The sequence below is a fragment of the Alteromonas sp. OM2203 genome, assembly GCF_048517045.1.
Lineage (GTDB): Bacteria > Pseudomonadota > Gammaproteobacteria > Enterobacterales > Alteromonadaceae > Alteromonas > Alteromonas gracilis.
Genome location: NZ_CP183209.1, coordinates 1750411 through 1773627 on the forward strand (window position 1 = coordinate 1750411; position 23217 = coordinate 1773627).

Below are 23217 nucleotides of genomic sequence, written 5' to 3' on the forward strand. Positions count from 1 at the left end.
AGCGTGCCTATACCGCTTTTCGGTGAGCCTATCGTTTCTGTGCAAACCATGCAGCGATGTCCTGACGCTCGGCATCAGTCATCTGGGTTTTGTTTAAAAACGGCATATCCTTGGTCACTGTGGTTCTGCGAACCAGCTGCGGTGCAAACCGCTCAATGTCTTCCCATGTATCTAGCACCACGCCCAATGGTGCAACTTTGAAGATATCATCCGTTGGCGTTCGTGAATGACAGCTCACACAGTGCGTTGCTACCAAACTTGCCACCCTCTCATCACTAATCACCATGCTAGTGTGTAAGTCACCGCTTTCATTGCTCATTCCATCTCGATTAGATGAGGTGTGCATTGCATCGACCTCAGCACTATTCGGCGAATGGGCCGTTTCATGACTAAACGTTGTCTCTAAAGATGATTGCGGCCAAGACACCCACAGTGCTATCGCGAGCATCGCTGCTGCACCAGAAACTAAAATACTTGGTTTAGTGGTGCCCACGTGACGCAAATTAAAGAAATGTCTTATCCACGCAGCTGTCGCCATGATGGCAATAAGTACCAGCCAATTTTGTGGGTGCTGGTAAGTCATGGGATAGTGATTGGAAATCATGATAAAAAGCAGGGGTAAGGTGAAATAGTTATTATGCACCGAGCGCAATTTAGCGCTTGCTCCCCAGCTTGGGTCAATGTCTTTTTTATCTGCTACCGCTGCCACCATCTTGCGCTGGTTCGGCATAATATTAAAAAACACGTTACCAGCCATAATAGTGCCGATAAGTGCACCCACGTGGATATAGGCGCCGCGACCGCTAAACCACTGAGTAGACAGGTAGCTAACAACGCAAATAAGCGCAACTAATCCAATGCCGAAGGTGAGTGGATATTTCGCCAACGGACTACGACAGGCAAGCTCGTACAAGGCTAGACCACCAAAGATTAACCCTAACCCCAAAGATATTGCCGTGGCTGGCGACATGGCATTGACCGATGGGTCGATAAGATAGGCGCTGGCTCCAAAGTAGTAAACGATAATGAGAAGGGCGAAGCCCGATAGCCAAGTCGTATAGGCTTCCCATTTAAACCAATGCAGGGTCTCGGGCATTTTCTCTGGGCCATAAGCGTATTTAGCAACTTCGTAAAATCCTCCGCCATGAATAGCCCATAAATCGCCTTTAATCCCCTTGTCTTGCTTCCACTTTGGTGGCGTACGTAAGTTATTGTCTAGCCAAATAAAGTAAAACGACGCGCCAATCCACGCCACACCTGCGATGACGTGAAACCAACGTACAAATAAACTAATCCAATCTAGCCACGGCATTATTATTCTCCTTATTTAGGGTATAAAGCCCTACTGTAGCCTGTTACTTTAATCTTCTTTTTTATAGCGGCAGGTACCGTTTAACCACGTTTGGTCGATAGCACGGTCGTCACCTAAAATACTCAACGCAAAAAACACGTCATCAAACTCAGCGTCTTCTTTTATTCTTAAGCGCGTCAATTCATCGAACCTCGGCTCAACAACAATAAAATCGGCCGTAGACCCTGGGTTTAAATTGCCTATTTCATGATCAAGGGCATGAGCCACGGCGGCACCTTGAGTCATCAGGTAAAATCCTTCTAACGGGCTGATAGGCTCATTACGTAATTGACTAACCTTATAGGCGTCGCCATAGGTTTTAAACATATTAAATGTAGTACCCGCGCCTACATCGGTAGCCATAGCAACATGAACATTATTCGCCCGTGCCGCGGTCATATCAAAAAGGCCGCTGCCTAAAAATAAGTTCGATGTTGGGCAAAAGGCAATAGTTGCACCACTTTCACCTAATCGCGCCCATTCAGTTGGCGTAAGGTGAATACCGTGTCCGAAAACGGAACGCTCTCGCACTAAGTTATATTTGTCATAGACATCTAAATAACCATCAGCTTGAGGGAACAAGCTTTTTACCCACGCAATCTCATCTAAATTTTCAGATAAATGCGTTTGAATAAAAACGTCGGAATACTGCTCGGCAAGTTCACCTAGCGCAGCAAGTTGGGCTTCTGTGCTGGTGGGGGCGAAACGAGGGGTTAGTGCATAACGGCTACGGCCTTTGTTGTGCCAAGTTTCTATGAGCTGCGCACTATCTGCTTGGGCAGTTTCAGCGTTGTCGCGAAGCTCGCTAGGGCAGTTTCTGTCCATACACACTTTGCCTGCCACAATCGCCATATCAATCTCACTCGCTGCGCTAAATAGTGCATGGCAGCTTTCCTTATGTACGGTGGTAAAAACAAAACCAGTGGTGGTGCCATTTCTCAATAGCTGGTTTAAGAAAACTTTGGCTATTGTTGTGGCGTGTGCACTATCTGCAAACTGTATCTCTGTGGGAAACGTGTAGTTTTCGAGCCAGCTCAACAGCTGTTCTCCATAGTGAGCAATGCTCTGGGTTTGAGGATAATGCAGGTGACTGTCTATTAAACCCGGTAATATCCATTTGCCCGAAAAGTCGGTCACAGTGGCGGCTGGATAGCGCTCAGCTATTACGTGAAATTCGCCAATGTCTTGTATTTCGCTGTCATTAACTAACAAACCACCGTCTTTGAAAATAGCGATGTCATTGTCGAACTGAGTAGTTTGTTTTGGAAAGTGCGCAATGCTTGCACGAAAAAGCTGCATATATACTAGCTGCCTCTGTAGCTGCTGAACCCAAAGGGAGAAATAAGCAATGGCACGTGATAGTGGCCGCCATTCTCAGTAAGTTCAAACGTGATATCAATATGTGGGTAAAAACTGCTGCCGTGGGTTTCGATTAAATACGGCTTGCAGTGAAATCTCAGGTTGTAAATGCCTGCAGGGAAGCCGCCATCATCGACTAGCGCCCAGTTTTTAAAACGGCCATCATTATCCGTCTCACCTGACAGCGTGCTGCCATCAGGCAGTGTTAATGTTAGTGCAATGCCTTTCGCCGGTTTACCTAATGTTGTGTCTAGTACGTGACTTGAAAGGGTATTCATACGTAATTCCTTAATCCTATTCTTCTGCGCGTCTAGCTAGCGTGCATTATAAATCTCGTCGCATAGCTAAAAGAGTTTAGATGATCACTATTCATCCAGCGCTTTGTTAATTCGAAGCAAGGTTATTTTAATTTGCTCTGCTGCGGCGTTACTCATCTCTTCTTGAGTTGAGTTAGGAAGGCGCGCCTGCAATGCTTCTAGCATGGTGAGCGCAGAAAGACCGGTTGCGCAAATAATAAAAATAAATCCGTGCTTTTCCAGATAAGCGTGGTTGGCTTCTTTTAGTTGATACAATACAGACTCTGACGCACTGGCTGCCCCTGACTGCTCACCAGCTGCGATTTCTTTAGTGTTAGCAAATTTTTTGCGAAGAGAATCTACATCACCAATCATAGGGTGTGCGGTAAACGCTTCAAGATAATCATCGTAACTGCATTTTGCCCATGCTTTTTTTGCCTGCTCAGTCAGCGCCTCAACATTTTGATAAGGGCGGGCGTTAACCATGTGGTAAATCCACACTTTTGACGCGCAGCACTGTTCAAACCATGAAGACGCGTCGTCAGCGTTTAGTTCGTTTACATCATTTAACGTCACTGATTGTGCTCCTCTTTTTGCTATTGCTTAAGGCTTGTTCTTTTCTTTGACCTGCTTCGTTAGCGTTTGCAGACGTGGCCCTGACGTCGGATGGCGCGCTATCAGCGTCTTTTGAGTCATCCACTGCTACCGACTTATCATCGTGAAGCCTTGCAATTAATTGGGCTGCAATAGAAACGGCAACTTCAATAGGTTGTTTGCCCGGAATGTCGCGATTACCAATAGGCGTGACAAGTCGCGATAGTGCACGTTCGTCAAACCCTCGCTGGATAAGCTTTGTGATAAAGCGTTTAGCTTTCGTGTCTGAGCCTATTAAACCTACAAATGGCAAAGACGGAAGCTTCAATGCCTGTTCCGTAATGCGATAATCAAGCTGGTGATCATGGGTTAATATGACAAGCCAGCTGTTTTCATCAAGGTGCCTCACTTCGCTTTCTGGTATTTCCTCTACCACTTTTTGAACATTAGCGGGTAGCAACGGGGGGAACAAATCATCACGACTGTCTATCCAAGATAGGCGCACAGGAAGTTGTGCCAAAATAGGCACTAGAGCTTTTGCTACATGGCCAGCGCCAAAAATGGCGATATGCTGCTGATGCACATTGCAAACGTCAAACAGTACTTTTACTGCACCCCCGCAGCACTGACCTAACGCACTGCTTAGTGGATAGCTGTGCAGTTCCGTGCATGGCTCGCCTTTGGCCAGAAATTCCCGTGCTCTTGCAATTGCATCAAATTCAAGATGCCCGCCGCCTATAGTGTCAATGCTGGTTGAAGCGGTAACCACCATTTTGCTTCCCGGTTCACGGGGTGTCGAGCCAGCCGTATTTACAACGGTAACCAATACGTAGCCTTCGTTGCGATCTTGGCATTCGGCAATTGCCTCGTGCCAGTGTCTAGCGCGAAAAGAGGTAGCCGCTCTCGTCATGCACCACCGCCTCGGCTATCAGCCTGCTGAATTGCAGCCACGGCGTTTAAAACGCGTTCAGGTGTAGCTGGAGTATCTAGCTGCGGATCGATGGTGTAGCCTGACAAGCTTGAAATCGCGTCCTTTAGCGCACACCAAACCGATATCGCTAGCATGAATGGTGGTTCACCCACGGCCTTTGAGTGATAGATACTGTCTTCAGCATTTTTTCTACCAAATAGCTTCACGTTAAATTCCTTTGGCGTATCGCCAATGGCTGGAATTTTATATGTGGCCATGTTTTCGCTAATTAATTTGCCGTTTTCGTTCCACTTTAAGTCTTCTGTGGTAAGCCAGCCCATTCCTTGAATAAATGCGCCCTCTATTTGACCAATATCAATGGCAGGGTTAAGACTGTTGCCCACATCGTGTATCACGTTCACTTTATCAACCGTGTATTCGCCGGTGAGTGTATCGATAGAAACCTCGCTCATCGACACGCCATAAGCAAAGTAGAAAAACGGTCGGCCTTCACCGGTATCGCGGTTGTACTGAAGTTTAGGTGTCTTGTAAAAGCCGCTTGAAGACAAAGATACCCGTGCAAAATACGCCTGTTGTATAAGCTCTGGAAAACGTATTCGGTGTTCACCTAAAACCACGTAACCATTGCTGAATTGAACGTATTCCGCCTTCGCTTCTTGATCGAGGCTTTTCGCAAAGCATTCGGCCAAGCGTGCTTTAAGCGTAATACACGCGTTTTGGACGGCTTTACCGTTTAAGTCTGTTCCGCTCGATGCTGCCGTTGGGGATGTGTTGGGTACTTTGTCGGTTCGCGTAGCGGTCACTTCAATCATGTCCAATTCGACACCGAACTCGTTCGCCGCGATTTGGCCTATTTTTGTGTGCAAACCTTGACCCATTTCGGTGCCGCCATGGTTTACCTGAATGCTTCCGTCAGTGTAGATATGAACGAGCGCTCCAGCTTGGTTAAGGTGTTTGGCGGTAAAGGAAATGCCAAATTTAACCGGCGTTAATGCAAGCCCTTTCTTTATTACAGGGCTTTCTCTGTTAAATGCACTAATCGCTTCTCGACGCTGCCAGTAATGGGCGCTCTCTTCTAATTCGCTAATCATTTCTGGCAAAAGGTTGTGCTCAATTTCCATTCCATAGGGCGTGGTAGTACCCGTTGTAGGTCCATACAAATTGCGCTTTCTAACTGAAAGAGGATCGCTACCGATGGCACGAGCAATTTTATCCATCATAGCTTCCGCCATGATCATTCCCTGAGGGCCACCGAAGCCGCGATAAGCGGTATGTGACACCATGTTAGTTTGCAGCCTGTGACCCGTTATGTCGCTATCACCAAGGAAGTAGCCGTTATCTGCATGGAACATGGCTCTATCTACAATCGCATCAGATAAGTCAGGAGAGTGCCCACATATCCCATTTATTGTCATGCGGGTGGCGTTAATTTTACCTGTACTATCGAACGCTATATCAAAAGAATTTTCAAAGGGGTGGCGTTTACCCGTTACATGCATATCGGTAAAGCGAGGAAGACGAAGCTTTACTGCACAATTATTGCGGTGCGCTAGTAACGCTGCAATACAAGCCCATTGTGCCGCCTGCGTTTCTTTTCCACCAAAACCACCGCCCATTCTTCGCATGTCTACCATTACGCGGTGCAACTTTACGTCTAGTACCTCGGCAACTAGCTTTTGAACTTCGCTTGGATGTTGGCTGGAGGTGTAGATTTTCATGCGATCTTCTTCATCAGGGATCGCGAGGCTTACTTGACCTTCTAAGTACATATGTTCTTGGCCGCCAATGCTAAGTGTACCTGATGCTTGATGCGTAGCGTTAGCGAAGGCGTCATCAACACGCTCAGAGTGTTGGCCGAATCTATGTAATGGGCGCACAAACGTCTGCTGCCTATGTGCTTCATCTGCACTAAGTACTGGCGCGACCTCAGTGACATTAACCTTGCCCTTTAATGCTGCTTGGCGCGCTAACGCGACTGACGTAGCCAGTACGGCAAATACCGGCTGGCCGAAAAACTTAACTTCGCCATTAGCAAGTAAGGGATCGCCTTCAAAAACGGGGCCGATGTCTTTATGCCCGGGAACATCTTCAATAGTTACCACGTCAACCACGCCTTCACTTTCACGCACCGCGTTAAGGTTTATGCTGTTGATTGTGCCTTTAGCACATTGGCTTAAGCCAACCGCGGCGTAGAGCGTACCTTGAGGTTCAACGATATCATCAACGTAGTTAGCACTGCCTTGAACTTGGCGCTCAGCACTTTCATGTCTTTTTGACGTGTGAACGACGCTTTGATTTTTGTTTTCGTCTTCTGAGAAAGGGGTGTTAATTAACTTACGCATGTTGCACCACTCGTGTTTCTATTTTGCTTACCGACTGATGCTCTAACCAGAAACGATGCCACAAGTTGGCTAAAACTGTTTTGCGGTACTCGGCGGTGGCGCGCACATCGTCTATGGGCGAGAAGGCATCAAACAGTATTTGCTTACCTAAGTTCAAGCACTCTTTGCTAGAAAATTGTTTACCAATAAGTGCGCTTTCAAGCGCACTGCAGGTTATCGGTGTTGCCGCTACGCCACCAAAACCACTGCTAATCGCTTCTATTTTGCCATCCTCAATGGTGACATTAAACACGGCACATACCGCCGAAATATCATCTTCAAATCGCTTGGAAATTTTATAAGCGGCTAACACTTGATTAGATTGTTTTAAGGGAATTTCTATGGCGCTGATCCACTCGCCGTGCGCTAATTGTGTTTCGCGATAACCAGTAAAGAACGCGCTAATAGGAACGGTGCGCATTTCATTGCCATTGTCCAAATGCAGCGTTGCGTTCAGGGCGAGTAAAAGCGGCGGCATATCCCCAATAGGTGAAGCATTCGCTACGTTTCCACCAATGGTAGCCTGATTACGAATAGGTAAGGATGCAAAGCGAGTGACGAGTTCTGCCACTTGTGGAAACGCTGCTAACAAGTCAGGCGCGACATCACTTAGCGGAAGCGCTGCACCAAAAGCGATAGAATGCTCATTTTTGGTGCGCTGTTTAAGTGCATCAATATGTGTCAGGCTAATTAAGGTATCGACTTTTTTAAGCTGCTGCGTGAACTGCAAACTTAGGTCAGTGCTTCCTGCTACTAACTGCGCATCTGGAAAGGCGGTAATCAGCGCTTTTAATTCTTCGCGAGAGGACGGTGTATGAATGTTGCCTGTACCCGTTGGGGCAGTACGCTCAAGCGACTTTAATGTAGCCAAGGTTTGATCTTGGGCTGCGGTAAATTTATCGTTTGGCGCGCTTTCACATACCGCCATTGTGGCATCGATAATAGGGCGATAGCCGGTGCATCGACACAAGTTGCCAGATAATGCATGTAGTACATCATCTCTATCGGGCTTACTATCACTATGATACAGCGCAAACATAGACATGATGAAACCAGGGGTACAAAAACCACACTGGGAGCCATGATGTTCAACTAAAGCCTGTTGAACTGGGTGCAAGTGTTTACCATCGCTTAAATGTTCAACAAATATTAGTTGTTTACCGTGTACTGCACTCATTAGCGTAATACAGCTATTCACCGTTCGATAGTGAAGCTTGGTTCCATTATTCGTAGTTACAGGCTCAGTAAGTACGACAGTACATGCGCCGCAATCACCTGCCGCACAGCCTTCTTTAGTTCCTGTTTGTTTGCGATGTTCGCGTATAAATTGCAGAAGGGTGAGGTCGGCTCGCGCTTCATTAATCTCAACGATATCGTTATTTATTAGAAAGCGAATCATACTCACACCTTCTTTCTATGTTCATTCTTGTATCCATTAATATAGCTGTATTTTTTCAATAAAAGTAGACCACATGGTCAATTTTTTGCTTATAAAAAAAGGCCGGGTTATAAAAGGCCAAGTTTTTGCACAAATAAGTGGAGGGTAAATAAACGCTTCAGCAACCCTCACTTTTGCATAGTTAATAAAGACAAGGCAAGATTCGTGCAAGGTTTTAAAAAAATGCATAAGTCGAGCTTTGGTATAATAAACACCTTAGTTGAGTGGCGTGTATACTCTGTAGCATCGCGTTATCAATAAATGCTAACCTATCAAAATACATGCAGCATTTGTTGGGCCTGTGTGCTTGCAAGGCAATTTGCAAAGGAATTAAAAGAATAATGATGAAGGTAAAAAGTGTCGACGCTGGCGTTGGCGCTATGAATAGAAGAAAAATACTCCAAGCCGCCGAGAAGTGCTTTGCGCAATTTGGTTTTAAAGGAACTGCCGTTCAAAAGATTGCCGACGAAGCAGGGCTGCCAAAAACCAATGTTTTATATTACTTCAAAACTAAGCAAGAACTTTATGTTGCAGTTCTAGAAGAAACCCTGTCGCTCTGGAACTCGCGTTTTGATAAAGCCACGGTAGAAGACGATCCGGCAGAGGTATTGGCAAATTACATTGCTGAGAAAATGGAAGTATCGCGAACCCACCCTATGGCTTCAAAAATTTTCGCGATGGAAATAATAAATGGTGCGCAAAACCTAAGTGGATACTTTGACGAAGAGCACGCACTTTGGATGAAAGGACGACTCGCCGTTATTGATGCGTGGGTTAACGCGGGTAAGCTTCCTCCCATTGAAGGTGAATATTTACTCTACACCATCTGGGCAAGTACCCAGCACTATGCTGACTTTTCTGCGCAAATCACTCGTCTTCGCGGTAAAAAAATGACAAAAGCGGATTTTGAAGACGCCACAAAGCAGGTTGTAAAGCTAGTGCTCGGCGGTTGTGGGTTGTCTGTGCCTGAAAGTTTCGAGGTGTAGTATGACAGAGTCTATATATCCTCGTGATCTCGTTGGCTATGGCCAACATGTCCCCCATGCAAATTGGCCTGACGGAGCAAAAATAGCCGTTCAGTTCGTATTAAACTATGAAGAAGGCGGTGAAAACTGCGTACTTCATGGCGACGAGGCATCAGAGATTTTCTTGTCAGAAATTATTGGCGCACAAGCTTACAAAGATCGCCATTTAAGTATGGAATCAATTTATGAGTATGGTAGCCGCGCTGGATTTTGGCGCTTGCATCGCTTGCTCAATAATTACCAAATTCCTGTTACTGTCTTTGGGGTAACCATGGCTATGCAGCGTCACCCAGATGCCGTAAAAGCCATGATGGATTCAGGATGGGAAATTGCGAGTCATGCCATGCGCTGGATACATTACCAAGACATGAGTGAGGAGCAAGAGCGTAAACAAATAGACGATGCGATTATGCTTCACGAGCAGTTAACAGGTGCGAAGCCTGTAGGCTGGTACACAGGAAGAACGAGCCCGAATACGCTTAAACTAATCGCAGAAAGAGACGATATTTTATATTGCGCTGATTCTTACGCTGATGATTTGCCCTATTACGACTGTCATTATAGTAAGCCACTGTTGATGGTACCGTACACGTTAGATACAAATGATATGCGGTTTGCAACACCTCAAGGGTTTAATAGTGGGGAGCAATTCTTCACCTACTTAAAAGATGCCTTTGACATCTTGTATGAAGAAGGGGATGAAGCACCAAAAATGTTATCCATCGGTTTGCATAATCGCATTGTAGGTCGACCTGCGCGTATGGCCGCGCTTAAACGCTTTATCGAATACATCAAATCTCATGATAAGGTGTGGATAGCTACGCGGGAGCAAATTGCACGTCATTGGTTAGCTAATCATCCTAAAGAGAGTAATGACAAGCCGCATATTTAGCGTTTAAAGTACGCTGATATCTTCAAAGTATATTGAACAAATGTTCGCGAGTTTGATAAGTCGCTTGCGGATTCGCTTTACAAAGGACAAAAACATGAAAACAAAACTAGCCATTATTGCTTTAAGTGCACTAGCCCTGACAGCGTGCTCGAAGCTGACGAAAGAAAATTACGATAAGTTAGAAATGGGGATGACTCAAGACGAAGTTGAAGCCATTTTAGGGTCTGCCGACAACTGTGGCAAAACAATGGGCACTATGGCATGTACTTGGGGTAACGAAGACAGCAAGCATGTGAAGATTGTATTCATGGGCGATAAAGCGGTTACCTTCACGTACGATGGACTTAAGTAGGCGTGTAGCCTGCGTTATAGCAATCTTAAAAAAGGTGGCTTAGAAGCCACCTTTTTTGTATCCGACGGTAGTGTTGCGCGCTATACCCTTCAAACGAAGGTGACTTATTTCAAGTCGAGTAGATATCTAAGTAAGAAAACAATAGCTAGTGCGTAGGTGAGCGGCGTAACTTCTTTAAATTTTCCTGTGCCAACCTTAATTCCCACGTACGTTATAAAACCAAGGGCGATACCTTCGCTGATACTGAATGTGAGCGGCATCGCAATAAGTGCCACTGATGCGGTAGCCAAGGCGCCCAAGTCATCAAAATCGACTTGCCGAATAGACTCCATCATCAAAATCCCAACCATAAGCAGCGCTGGCGTGGTAGCCATAAGCGGAATGACTTTCATCAATGGCGTCAAAAAAAGTGATAATAAAAAGCACACTGAAACCACCACTGCTGTCAGACCTGTTCTGCCGCCAGCAGAAACGCCGGTAGCAGATTCAACGTAGCTGGTGACAGGGGATGTGCCTACAAATGCGCCAGCAACGCTTGCCGAGGCATCGGCTGTCATGGCAGCACCAATTTTAGGCAGTTTACCTTCAGGAGTTAAAAGGTTCGCTTTGCGAGAAACACCAATTAACGTTCCGATAGTATCGAACATATTGACAAACATAAGTGCGAAAATAAGGTCCCAGGTCTCTGCTAAATGATCGATAGGATACCAAAAATCCATTGCCATAAAGGTATTTGAAATAGATTCTGGCATGCCCACAACGGCTGTGGGAGTTGCCGTTAATGTGCCGTTTTCTGTTGGTATAAAGGCGCCAATAAGCGTGAGCGTTACAATTGAAATTAAAATAGCGCCAGTTACGCGCTTAACCATCAAAACAATGGTAAATATAATACCAACCAAAGCAAGCATTACAGCGGGTTCTGAAAGGTCGCCAAGCTGAACAAAGGTCGCTGGGTTATCAACGATAAGACCCGCATTTTTAAGACCGATAAAAGCGATGAACAAGCCTATTCCGCATTGAACCCCTATTTTTAACGATGGCGGAATTGATTCGGCAATTTTAGTTCGAACACCCGTAAGCGAAAGAAGTAGAAAAAGAATACCGTTCCAAAACACAATGCCCAGCGCGGCTTCCCAAGGAACCTCTCTACCAAGGCAAATAGTAAACGCGAAAAACGCATTTAACCCCATACCTGGCGCTAGAGCGATAGGGTAGTTTGTCATAAGCGCCATCATCAGCGTGCCGATACAAGCTGCCAGTGCTGTAACCGTAATTAACCCCTCAACGGGCATGCCGCTAAGCCCTAAAATGCCAGGGTTTACAACAAGTATGTATGACATGGCTGCGAACGTGGTAAGTCCTGCAATAATCTCTGTTCTTACCGTGGTTCCGTGTTCCTGCAGCTTAAATAGCCGCTCAATAACGTTGTTAGACATCAAGAGTTCTCTGTATGTGTTTCACTAAGTATTTTGTGCATGGAAAGCAATAAACTGACCAGTTAGTCAACTTGTTGGTGCGTTTTGTGCTAACTTACAATGTAGTACAGTGATCAAGTAACAATCACTGTGTGACTCAACGTCACTAGCCAGGCAGCCCACGAGCAGCCATGCGGTTTATAAACAACAAAAACAATGTTAAAAAAAACCGCAAACAAAACCTAAATGAGCAATAGAACTCGTTTACAGATAGCATTAAAGATAAACTAATACGCACTAAACTAATGCGATTGCATCGTTATAGTGCAATTAAGTGAGGGGCCATGTCGCTGTCATCAATAATTAACAACATTCCAAAGGCCGAATTGCATCTGCATATAGAAGGAAGCTTAACGCCTGAACTCATGTGGCGCCTAGCTAAGAAACATAGTGTAACACTACCCTATACCAACGTGGAAGAGATAGAAGCAGCGTATAACTTTGAAGATTTACAGAGTTTTCTAGATTTATATTATGCAGGAGCAGGAGTGTTAAGGGACGAAGAAGACTTCTTCACCTTAATGTGGGAATACTTATCACGGTGTTTCGACGACAACATTGTTCATACTGAAATCATGTTTGACCCGCAAACCCACACGGAAAGGGGAATAAGCTTTGATGTGTTTATGGCAGGGTTTCTACGCGCAATGGCCAAGGCCAAAGAAGAGTACGGTATCAGTAGTTATCTTATAATGTCTTTCTTGCGTCATCTATCAGAGGACGACGCTTTTAAAACATTGGAAGAGGCGGAACCATACTACGAGCATATAACAGCCGTGGGGCTTGATAGCTCTGAACTTGGTCATCCACCTTCAAAATTTGAGCGTGTGTTTAAACATGCGAAATCTCTTGGTTTTAAAATTGTTGCTCACGCTGGTGAGGAAGGACCAGCGTCCTACATCTGGGAAGCCATTGAACTACTTGATGTTGACCGCATTGATCATGGTGTTCGTTGTCAAGAAGACGATGCATTGATGGCACATTTAAAAGAAAAACAGATACCGCTTACTGTTTGTCCGCTAAGTAATCTAAAGCTTTGTGTGATAGATGATATGAAAGAGCACAATATCATCGAGCTATTAGATGCGGGGTTGCTGGTAACGGTGAACTCGGACGACCCGACTTATTTTGGGGGCTTCCTTAACGATAATTTTAATGCATTACATCAGTCACTGAATTTGGATGAACACACGGTGAGAACACTGGCTGCGAATAGCTTTAAAGCGAGCTTTCTACCTGAAAATGTAAAAGCTGACTTTATTGATAAAGTCTTTAACGCTTAAAAGAGTCTTTAACGATTAAAAGTGTCTTTAACGCTTAAAAGAGTCTTTAATGGTTAAAAATGTCTTTAACGATGAATAAAGTCTTTAACGGTTAAAAGTGTGTTTAACGATTAAAAATACTTTGGCCCTTTAAAACGCCGCTCACGGTATAAAGGGCTTTCAATAGTGAACGTGTAGGCACGCAAAGTGGCAAGTTAAGCCGGCACTAATCCAATTCATGTACTGCAGCCAAATCATCCTTCGAGGTAAGAACTGCTATGGCCTCAATAGGGCATACGGCTTTAGCAGGACTGACGTCAGGCACGCATCACTTGAATCGTTTGCTTAATGAGGGCTTCTAGTTCTTCCATGTCTTCGTGCAGTTCATTGGCATTATTCTGCTTGGCTTTTAGCTCAATCGTCGCCGCTTTGCTACGAATAGCATCAGCACCCACATCCCCAGCTACTCCTTTCATGGAATGACTATTGAATCGCACGGCTTCTAAGTCGCTATCCGTCACAGCTTGTTTTAGTAATTCACGCTTTTGCTCTATTTGCGCCAAAAACATGTCAACGATACGGTTGAGTAACCCTTCATTTCCGCCAAGGCGACTTACAGCAGCATCTCTGTTCCATAACTGCTCTTTTGAAAGGGGGGAGCCATCGCTTAAGGTATGCATTGTTATCACCAATCAATTTTCTTGAGACAATATTTCGTTATTTATAAAGTAGAGTCAATGATTAAGTCGCCAATATGCATTGATTTATATGGCAAATATACTAAAGGCTAATTCTATTCTACGTATATCAGATAATACTGAAATGCTTGTGAATAAACAGGTGCGAGATTTATCATGAAAGGTTTTTTTCACAAAAAGTGTTGGTACTGCAATTGTATGATGTGTAGTTCTTTAAAGCCCTTGTTATAGAAGTATGCAAGACGAGGAATAAAATCCTGAATTTTCAATAGATTTGTAAATTGATAATGTTAAACTCAGGTACGTTATAATCGATTCTTCTAAGGTTACTTGCAGTCCGGCCCTACTGTCTTATCAGTAAAGATTACCTAATTTAATGAATTTACAAGAAATTAAGCCCTACACAGAATGTAATGTTCTTATCGTTGACGATGAGCCGATAAGTCGAATGCTTTTGGAGTCGATATTAGAACCCGTATTTCGCTGCACGACGGCTGAATCTGGCCACGAGGCACTTTTATACTGTGCTGAAAATGCGCCAGACTTAGTACTGCTAGACATGAATATGCCTGATATTAACGGCTTAGAAGTATGTAAGACTCTCAAACAATCACCTGTTACCAATCAAATCCCTGTTATTTTTGTAACCTCTACTTTGGATGTGGAAAGTGAAAATGCATGTTGGGAGGTTGGCGCGTCCGACTTCGTTATGAAACCAGTCAATGCGTCTACACTAACCCATCGCATCAAAACGCATATTCAAAATAAGCTTCGAACTGAGTTTCTAGAAAAAATGACGTTTCATGATCAGCTAACAGGTCTCTATAATCGTACGTACTTGACTAAAGAAATTCCGCTACTGATAAGGCAGGTTGCTAGAGATCAAAGCAATATTGGGGCAATAATGATCGATATTGATTATTTTAAGCTCTTCAACGATAACTATGGGCATCTAGAGGGAGATCTTTGTCTCCAAAAAGTGGCGAAAATTATTTCAGACACAGTCAAACGTCCGAAGGATGCGGTTATCCGATTTGGAGGAGAGGAGTTCTTAGTACTGTTACCTTATATCGATTACCAAGGGACAAAAATTGTCGCACAACAATTGGTCGAAGCGGTAACTAACGCTAGCATTCCACACGGCAAGGGCATAGAAGGGCGAGTCTCAATAAGCGCTGGGTTTGCGGTTTGGAAGGCTGCAGATGTAGTTGACGATGATTACTCCGCTCTTGTTGAAGATGCCGACATTTCTCTTTTTGAAGCCAAAGAGCGTGGTAGAAATCAAGCGAAAGGATAAGTACCGTTAAACTTTAGTGTTAACGAGGCACAACAGGCCTCGCCATAGATTAAATTTTCTTTAAAGCGTAACGTTTTACCTATCCTATTGTTTAATATCCTTCACAACTAAGCCAAGCTATTATTTAACGCAGATAACAATATTTATTTCGCATTGTATGCGTTTTGGCGTTTATTTGTGACTTTGGATAACGAGTGTTAAGCGTAGGAATCGGAAGATGATTTATTTTGACGAGCAGTCGAGTTTAAATTTTAAGTTGGAAGAGCAGCTTAAAACATCTTTATCCAACCTTGTTCAGCGTGGGTGCGACACCTTGGGTGTGTTCCAAGGCTTGCTTTTGCAAATCGAAGATGAAGCTGTTGATGTTATTATTAAAGCGTCATCTGCTTACCCGCCTAATTTCAAAACATTACCATCATTTGCTTCCTGTATTCCCATTGAAAATAGTTTTCCAGCAAATAGCGCAAAAGCCTCTACGGGCTTCAAACAATGGTTTGCGACTTATTTTAACGCTGAAAAATATATTCGCGGTCGCGTTCACAATTTGGATGGACAACACGTTTTCCTCGTGTTTATTAATGCATGCCCTGAGTTGCCAGTTAACCTTGATAAAGTCGCACTTTTAGACGACTGTTTAGCCGTCACGTTAGAAAAATTTGAGTTAGAAAAAGGGGAGTCTCATCAGAATACCCTCTATGAAAAGCTACAAAGCGTTGCGAGCATAGGAACTTGGGAAGTTGATATTATCAATGATGTTCTAACTTGGTCATCCCAAACGCGACGCATCCATGAGGTGAGTGATGATTTCAAACCTACGATAGAAGACGCAATTAGTTTCTATAAAGAAGGTTTTAACCGGGATGAAATTAGTCGGATTGTTTCCCATACTATTGAAACTGGAGAGCCTTGGTCCGCAACTCTTGAGTTAATATCTGCCAAGGGAAACTCGGTTTGGATTGAAACTCATGGAATGGCAGAGTTTAAAAACGGAAGGTGTACTCGCTTATTTGGTACTTGCCAGAATGTGAACAAATCAGTGCAACTTAGGCTGGAGCTTGACGCTCGCCGCAAAGAAGCCGAAGCTGCTTCAAAAGAGCGAGGCTTATTGCTTTCAAGGATCAGTCATGAATTAAAGACTCCTCTTAATGGTATCACTGGCATGCTTCAGGCAATTAGGTTTGAAAAGAAAGACAATGTGCGTATTAAAAAGGCCGATATTGCTTTGCACAGCGCTGACCGCCTTCTGGCTTTGATAAACGATGTACTCGATTATACCTCAATAATAAATGGCGAATTCTCGCTAAGCTACAGCGATTTCTGTGTGCGTTCGTTGGCCGAAGATATCGTCGACGTGTTCAAAGGTAGGTGCGCAGATAAAGGAATTAGGCTGTATGCTGTTTTGTCATTTGACGAAAAAACTTATGTAAACGGAGATGCTGCAAGGATAAGCCAAGTCCTTACTAACTTGCTGTCAAACGCCGTTAAGTTTACCTCTAAAGGTTACATCTCCATTCAAATTACGCTTAAACAACAGAGCAATATTCCTGTTTTACTCGCTTCAATTGAAGACTCGGGGGTGGGTATGAATGAGGATATTTTGTCTCGCATATTCAGACCATTCCAGAACGATAGGGCAAGTGCGTCTGAAGAGTTAAACGGTAATGGCTTAGGGTTGTCTATCGTCAATCAGCTTATTGAAAAAATGGGCGGCGAGCTAGAGGTTCGTTCAAAAGTTGGTATGGGGACATGTTTTGATATAGCGATACCTGTTGAAATGGCGTCGCTAGAAAAAGAGGTGAAAAGCGACGTTGAGCTATCATCGGAGCTTCTTAACATACCGCTAAATATATTGGTTGTTGATGATAACGATATTAACCGCCTTGTGCTCGCCTCCATGCTTGAAAAATTTAACTACGTACCAGATGAAGCCGATAATGGCGAGGTTGCCGTCGAAATGGCCCGGGCGAAGAAATACGATCTCATTTTTATGGACTGTGCGATGCCAGTGCTTGATGGGATGAGCGCAACAAAAATTATTAAGCAAGAAGGTCTACTATCAAAATACGGAAGAATTGTTGCCGTAACCGCTAACACTACAGCCGAAGATAAAGTTAGCTGTAGCGAAGCGGGAATGGCTGATTTTCTTTCAAAACCCGTTGTACAAAATGATGTTACGGCGCAGGTTAGGGTAGCATTGAACGCAAAGTCCATCACCGCTTAGCAGCATAACTTTTTATACTAAGCGGTTTTGGCTTTTACTGTGCGTTAGGTATTGAATGTTGCACTTCACTCCAGTGCTTAACGATGTAGTCGGTTACTTGAGAGCCCACCCGATATGCGGCCTCTATTGCTGCGCCCATCGCGGCATAGCCATCCCCCGAACTTTCACGTTTTAGATTTTCTGCAGCGCCTAAACCTGGAGGCTGCATCGTAAAATTGCTCGCAGTACGTAAGATGAGAAGTCGATCTTTATCTACAAGCCCTGCATTATCTAGATAAGTTAAGCTTTGAAGGGTTGCGGAGTCTTCCATTCCTGACGTAACGAAATTTCCTTTGCCCTTCGTCCAATAGGAGACCCAATCATTCGCCCATGCGTTAAGTTTCTCGCCGTGCCAAAACGTAGAGGCAGATAAATGCGCGCCCATAGACACACCTGGTAAAGCCTTTGCTCGCGGTGAATGTGTATACTTTGCTCTTAAAATGTCCATTGCTTCGTTATTTAAAAGCTTGGTATCTTTTGTAAGAGCAAAAGCCCATTTTGCTAGGGAGATGTTGAGTACATATACTTCGCCGTTAGGGCTATTGCTTGTATCTACTGCGTCAGCATTGTCGTAGGGAGCATGGGTAAACAGCGGGAAGTACCCCGTTTCCCAGTCAGCAGGTATTTCTCGTGCATCAATTTCATGGGCCAAGTCACCGTCTACAACATAATCGGTCCAAATAGCACTTCCAATAGTGTTGTCGGCGGGGTCCACGCCCGCTATACCAGCCACCAACCAATAGGCTTGGCTAAGATCGAACCGCTTATCTAAACCTAACGACATAATGGCAGCAGAAGCCCGCGCAATTCCCATCCCTGTAACCAGCCCAATTACACCGGTTTCTTCGTTAGCGTAAATATCGTGGAAGCCATGTGGGATAGCATATCGCGAAGTTAGCGCCTGCCTGGTTTTCCATAGTTGAAACTCGCCCGGTGCATCGCCTTCGTCCTCTCCAATTTCAAACATACTCACGATGACCACCTTCACTTTCATCGGTTTTATGCCATGAGCATTAACCTCTGCCGACGTTGCAGTAAATGAAAAGCTAAGCAATATGGTGAAAACTAAAAGAGGATTGAAGAAATTAACAGTTTTTTGAAGAGCAATATGCATGGGGAAAAATCCTAATAAGAGCCCAGTATTGAAGTGATTTTCAGAAAGTATACTGGACTCTTTAGTAAAAGAGAGGAGACAAATTGCAAGAGGCTGTCGCGCTAATGTCTATGCTTTAACACGACAACCTTCGCAGATTTCGCTACCTAGAACGAGTAAGTGAATTTCGCGTTGAAGTGACGCGGTAACTCAGGAAGTACTATTTGGCTTCCGAATAGGTCTGGGAAGTTAGAACGGAAATAACGCTCATCGGTTAAGTTCTTAACTGTTAAGTTAAACGCCCAGTCTTCTGCTTGATAGGATAAACCAGCATTTACAAGGGTGTACGCAGGCAAAGTAACCGCAGCAGAGAAGCCCGACGCCACTTCTTCAACATCGACAATACTTACGTTAGCCGCATAGCCATTTTGAAAGTCATACGTTGCTGTAAGCGTGTAAATATTTTCAGGAATACCTGCCTTGCGGCCATCAGTGTTATTGAAACCTTCACCGATTAAGTTTAGACCAATAACATTACCACCAAAGATCAAAGACGGGTCTTCAAGGTTAACTAGGTCTTCAGCACCTAAGAAGCCAAACTGATTACCGTTTTCAAGCGCCGTTAAGTTAATAACTTTTATGTTTGTATAACCAGCCGATACGACGAGGTTGTCATTTACAACCCAGCGTAGTTCAAACTCAGTACCTTTGTTGTTAGTCGTGTTGTTAGTAACCGTATTTTGCGCGTTGAAGTCGGTACGTTCCTGTTCAAATGAAGAAAGTGCGAAATATAACGTGTCTTCTAACAATGAACCTTTAATACCGAACTCAATAAGTTCAGATGTGTCAAAGGCGCTACCGTCACCTAGCTGTCCAACTCCAATCTCAGCACCTTGACCTGCAACTAGCGTCGCTTGCTCTGCCGCAGTGAAATAAGGAATTAAACCAAATTCGAACTCGTATGAAATACTTGCGTTCCACGACCAACCGTCAACCGTTTCCTCAGCATATACGGGCGTTTCCTCGCCCGTTGCACCGAGTAGTAAGTCAGTACGAGAGGTGCTTTCAATGTCAATGGTGTCGTAGCGTAGGCCAAGGACTAAATTCAAGCCCCAATCCCACGTTAAGTCTGTCATCGCAGCGACGCCCAAGTCTAGATAATTACCCACATCGTAGTTATCGAAGTTTTTACCTGAGCGCGTCGAAAGAAGACGACGGTCAAGTGCTGATGACGGCATAGTCAAATCACGACGGTTAAAGTACTCATAAGTGAAGTCATCACCATGTTTAAAGTCGGTGTAACGTACTGAAGGTGAAAACTGGAACTGTGCAAGTAACCCGTCATTTTCATATTCTGTTGCAAATATAAGCTTATCTTCTACAACCCAGCTATCGTGGAATTGTGAGAAACCGTAGGCGTTTTCGTTAATATTATCGTAGGCATCATAGAAAAACTGGTTTCGAATTTCCCAGTTATCCGAGTAATAAATAGTGTCGAAATAAAGTGTAATGGCTTCGTTGCCTAGTTGGTCATCAGGTGCAACAAGTACTTGGTTGCCGCTAAGCGTTGTAGTACCTACGTTTTGTAGCTGCATGAGCGCAGTAGCTTCATCATCTGTGAAGCTTGACGCAGGTACGTAGAAGAAACTTTCGCCCGCAATATTTACAGCACCATATTCTTCGTGACTGATTTGACCGTCACCATCAGTATCCAGGGGCTGAGCAGTACCTGTAATGTAGGTACCATCATCTACCAATTCTTGTGTTAGACGGTTCCAGCCCGCCACTTGGTTGCCATCATAGTCGTGATACATACCTCCAAATTCGAAGCGCAGGTTATCAGTAATATCTATGTTGAATGACGCCTGAAGCACGGTTTGATCAGTTTGAGTATTATCATAGTAGCTATCGGAGTTCTCTAGCTCACCATAGATGTAATACCCCATCTCCTTACCAGCAACACTCGCAGGACCGCCCACTTCGGCAGTTAAGATACTTTTATCCCATGAGCCAGTTGTGTATGAAAGTGCACCTGTTGGGGCATCTAAATACTGTCCGCCAGAGGCTCGCGCCGACTTAGGATTAAAGTTTAGATAGCCCCCAATTTTCGCAGGGCCATAAATAGGAGAAGCGGGACCTCGGACAATATCAATTCGGCTTGAAGCGCCGATAGGGGTAGGGTAGTTACCCGGGTTATCTAAACGTCTAACACCACGAAAATAGGTTTCACCAGGCGTACCACGTACGTCTAGTGAACCGGCTACACCAAAGAAAGACTGTGTGAATGTTCCTGGTGCAAAAGCTACCAATTCATCGATGTCAGAAACGTTGAAGCGCTCCATTTGCTCTTGCGAAATGGTTGAAGCAGAGCGCGGTGTTTCAAGAATAGATTTGCCGAACCCGAATACAGACTCAACGTCTTGGCCTGGTAAGCTGCCAAGTGATCCAGTGACCTGAATCTTTTCAACATCTTTCTCTTTAACTTCTTTCTCTTCTTGAGCAAATGCGGGTGACGACAATGCTACTGCAGTTGTTATCGCTAATGCTTTTGCCAGAGGAGATAATTTGAATGTAGTGTTTTTCATGGTTTCCTCATTATTTTTATTTGCCCATTTAGGGCTTTATTAACGCGGTATTTCTACTGCGTCTTGCTGTAATGCAAGAGGTTTAGCAGGATGAATGCCAACTACTTAACCAATTGGTCAACTTTTGACATGCATTTAAGTTTCTGAATTATATGGATTTTAAAATATAATATTGTTCTTATATTGTTGTCTTTATGTTAATAAATAAGGTTTTCAATATACTTGCACCATTGAGGTGATTTTTAGCGTGCTTTTGCACTAAAAAGGGAGGAGACGTCCTCCGCTTTTGTCTGCATTCCTACAATGGTGCTTACAGGAGTAGATGATTTCGGGGTAGGCTTTATCTCGCTGATACCGTTCACTTTTTTACCAGGTAAGGTTAATTCTAAGATGACTGCGGTAAGCCCTGCAGAAGTAACAGGCGATAGAAGAATATTTTCAAGCCAGCTAGGCAGTTGCGCAAGCGCCTGTGGCACCATCATTACGCCAATGGCCATGCCTAACGCGCAAGCAGTGACTAGGCTACTGCGTCTATCAAGCGCATAGCTCGCCAAGAGTTTTAAACCGCCCACGGCTACCATGGCAAACATAACCAAGGTCGCGCCGCCCAAAACCGGTTTCGGTATTGCTTGTAAAACTCCGCCAACGATGGGGAAGCACCCTATAAACACAAATAGCCCCGCAACGAAAAAGCCGACTTTACGGCTGGCGATTCCGGTTAGTTGGATCACGCCGTTGTTTTGTCCAAATGTGGTGTTGGGAAACGTATTGAACATACCGGCAAGCAACGAATTTACGCCGTCACCAAGAATGCCGCCTTTAATTCGTTTTAAATACACAGGCCCGCTCACTGGCTGCTTACAGAAGAGACTGTTTGCCGTAAGGTCGCCTGCCGTTTCTATTGCGCTAAATAAGTAAATAAGCGCGACAGGAAGGAACAAATTGATGTCGAAATCGATGCCATAGGCAAACGGAGTGGGAATGGCAACAATAGAAAGTGAAGATAAGCCGTTAAAATCTAACCCTTTGGTTAAAGCGATATAAATTGCGCCCACAGCCATGCCGATAAAAATAGCGCTTAATCGAAGCCAGTGATTAGTCGATGCATTCAAAAATACAATAATCAATAAGACTCCCAGACCTACAAGCAAGTTGTCGGTACTGGCAAAATCACTTGCATTAAATCCTCCCGCAAGGTCTGTCATTCCCACATTAATCAAGCTTAGACCTATTGCAGTAATAACAATGCCGGTGGTAAGCGGAGTGATAATGCGTTGTAGTCGGCCTACAAAAAAACTGAATACAATTTCTACCAGCGCGCCCGCCATGGTGAGCCCAAATAGCAGCGCCAGAACATCCTCAGAGGTTCCGCCACTTGCTTTTACCTGACCGCCGGCCAAAATCAATGCGCTGATAAACGCAAAGCTTGTGCCTTGAATGGCCACAAGACCACTGCCAACCGGGCCAATTCGCTTAGTTTGGATGGCTGTGCCAATGCCGCTTACAAAAAGCGCCATACTAATTAAATAAGGTGTGTGTTCAGTTAAACCCAACGAGGATGTGACAATAAGCGTAGGTGTTATTACCCCAACGAAACTTGCTAATAAATGCTGGAAAGCAGCCGTAAGAGCGGGCAGCAAAGCTGGATTGTCATGTAAGTCGTATATTAACTCGTTGTTGCTGGAAGACATGCTTATTCCCTTACTCCATGCAAAAGGTAGATAAAACGGGAATATTGCAAGATGTTGACCAAATGGTCTGTATGGTGAGGGTTTTTTAAGTGGTTGAATTTACGAAAGTTAAATGATTATTTTGTCAGCAGCGAATAGCACTGGTAATTAAGGAGCCCCATCTTGGTGCTATAACAAAAAAATGCGCCAATCTGGCGCACTTTAACTATCAGCAGGAAAACGGGATAAGCAATAGGT

18 protein-coding genes are annotated in these 23217 nt (G+C 44.4%); 6 read left to right on the top strand and 12 right to left on the bottom strand.

Annotated features, from left to right (window positions below; translation table 11 throughout):
• Positions 1-28: 28 nt before the first annotated feature.
• The 7 genes from ACM0P2_RS07885 to xdhA form a co-directional block, all read right to left on the bottom strand.
• The gene (locus ACM0P2_RS07885) at positions 29-1312 is read right to left on the bottom strand and encodes a urate hydroxylase PuuD (RefSeq protein WP_419227524.1); all 1284 of its coding nucleotides are present in this window, start codon (positions 1310-1312) and stop codon (positions 29-31) included.
• Between the two features lie 48 nt (positions 1313-1360).
• Positions 1361-2650 (bottom strand): guanine deaminase, encoded by a 1290-nt coding sequence (gene guaD / locus ACM0P2_RS07890; protein WP_159117249.1) that lies wholly within the window; start codon positions 2648-2650, stop codon positions 1361-1363.
• 5 nt (positions 2651-2655) lie between these two features.
• Positions 2656-2988, bottom strand: a complete 333-nt coding sequence (gene uraH, locus ACM0P2_RS07895; RefSeq protein WP_159117250.1) for a hydroxyisourate hydrolase — start codon at positions 2986-2988, stop codon at positions 2656-2658.
• Positions 2989-3075: 87 nt separating this feature from the next.
• Positions 3076-3582: a 2-oxo-4-hydroxy-4-carboxy-5-ureidoimidazoline decarboxylase gene (gene uraD / locus ACM0P2_RS07900; protein ID WP_159117251.1), complete on the bottom strand. Its 507-nt coding sequence runs from the start codon at positions 3580-3582 to the stop codon at positions 3076-3078.
• Complete coding sequence (gene xdhC, locus ACM0P2_RS07905; RefSeq protein WP_419227525.1) at positions 3569-4510, bottom strand: xanthine dehydrogenase accessory protein XdhC; 942 nt, start codon at positions 4508-4510, stop codon at positions 3569-3571. The genes uraD and xdhC overlap by 14 nt, the downstream gene beginning before the upstream one ends.
• Positions 4507-6873, bottom strand: a complete 2367-nt coding sequence (gene xdhB, locus ACM0P2_RS07910) for a xanthine dehydrogenase molybdopterin binding subunit (RefSeq protein ID WP_419227526.1) — start codon at positions 6871-6873, stop codon at positions 4507-4509. Before xdhB ends, xdhC begins: the two co-directional genes overlap by 4 nt.
• A complete protein-coding gene (gene xdhA, locus ACM0P2_RS07915; RefSeq protein ID WP_419227527.1) occupies positions 6866-8311 on the bottom strand; it encodes a xanthine dehydrogenase small subunit in 1446 nt (481 codons plus the stop codon). The genes xdhB and xdhA overlap by 8 nt, the downstream gene beginning before the upstream one ends.
• Before the next feature lie 380 nt (positions 8312-8691).
• Here xdhA and ACM0P2_RS07920 point away from each other — a divergent pair, with 380 nt between their 5' ends.
• The 3 genes from ACM0P2_RS07920 to bamE all read left to right on the top strand — a co-directional run bounded on the left by ACM0P2_RS07920 (position 8692) and on the right by bamE (position 10619).
• Positions 8692-9336, top strand: a complete 645-nt coding sequence (locus ACM0P2_RS07920; protein WP_120959870.1) for a TetR/AcrR family transcriptional regulator — start codon at positions 8692-8694, stop codon at positions 9334-9336.
• A gap of 1 nt (position 9337) precedes the next feature.
• Positions 9338-10267 (top strand): allantoinase PuuE, encoded by a 930-nt coding sequence (gene puuE / locus ACM0P2_RS07925; protein WP_419227528.1) that lies wholly within the window; start codon positions 9338-9340, stop codon positions 10265-10267.
• Positions 10268-10361: 94 nt separating this feature from the next.
• Positions 10362-10619 carry an outer membrane protein assembly factor BamE domain-containing protein gene (bamE, locus tag ACM0P2_RS07930; protein ID WP_105930933.1) on the top strand — a complete coding sequence of 86 codons (258 nt, stop codon included), beginning with the start codon at positions 10362-10364 and terminating at the stop codon, positions 10617-10619.
• A gap of 104 nt (positions 10620-10723) precedes the next feature.
• On the opposite strand, the gene ACM0P2_RS07935 is transcribed toward bamE, so the two are convergent.
• Positions 10724-12055 carry an NCS2 family permease gene (locus tag ACM0P2_RS07935; RefSeq protein WP_159117257.1) on the bottom strand — a complete coding sequence of 444 codons (1332 nt, stop codon included), beginning with the start codon at positions 12053-12055 and terminating at the stop codon, positions 10724-10726.
• A gap of 323 nt (positions 12056-12378) precedes the next feature.
• On the opposite strand from ACM0P2_RS07935, the gene ACM0P2_RS07940 reads away from it, so the two are divergent.
• Positions 12379-13377 carry an adenosine deaminase gene (locus tag ACM0P2_RS07940; protein ID WP_419227529.1) on the top strand — a complete coding sequence of 333 codons (999 nt, stop codon included), beginning with the start codon at positions 12379-12381 and terminating at the stop codon, positions 13375-13377.
• 296 nt (positions 13378-13673) lie between these two features.
• Here the strand turns inward: ACM0P2_RS07940 and ACM0P2_RS07945 are convergent, their stop codons facing one another.
• Positions 13674-14036, bottom strand: a complete 363-nt coding sequence (locus ACM0P2_RS07945) for an Hpt domain-containing protein (RefSeq protein WP_419227530.1) — start codon at positions 14034-14036, stop codon at positions 13674-13676.
• 394 nt (positions 14037-14430) lie between these two features.
• Here ACM0P2_RS07945 and ACM0P2_RS07950 point away from each other — a divergent pair, with 394 nt between their 5' ends.
• Together ACM0P2_RS07950 and ACM0P2_RS07955 are read left to right on the top strand one after the other, a co-directional pair.
• On the top strand, positions 14431-15351 hold the full coding sequence (locus tag ACM0P2_RS07950) for a diguanylate cyclase (RefSeq protein ID WP_419227531.1): 921 nt from the start codon (positions 14431-14433) through the stop codon (positions 15349-15351).
• Between the two features lie 217 nt (positions 15352-15568).
• On the top strand, positions 15569-17572 hold the full coding sequence (locus ACM0P2_RS07955; RefSeq protein ID WP_419227532.1) for an ATP-binding protein: 2004 nt from the start codon (positions 15569-15571) through the stop codon (positions 17570-17572).
• 34 nt (positions 17573-17606) lie between these two features.
• On the opposite strand, the gene ACM0P2_RS07960 is transcribed toward ACM0P2_RS07955, so the two are convergent.
• The 3 genes from ACM0P2_RS07960 to ACM0P2_RS07970 form a co-directional block, all read right to left on the bottom strand.
• Complete coding sequence (locus ACM0P2_RS07960; RefSeq protein WP_419227533.1) at positions 17607-18725, bottom strand: purine nucleoside permease; 1119 nt, start codon at positions 18723-18725, stop codon at positions 17607-17609.
• Positions 18726-18871: 146 nt separating this feature from the next.
• Entirely contained in the window at positions 18872-21289 is a 2418-nt protein-coding gene (locus ACM0P2_RS07965) for a TonB-dependent siderophore receptor (protein WP_159117263.1), read from the bottom strand.
• A gap of 242 nt (positions 21290-21531) precedes the next feature.
• On the bottom strand, positions 21532-22980 hold the full coding sequence (locus ACM0P2_RS07970; RefSeq protein WP_236547019.1) for a uracil-xanthine permease family protein: 1449 nt from the start codon (positions 22978-22980) through the stop codon (positions 21532-21534).
• Positions 22981-23217: the final 237 nt, after the last annotated feature.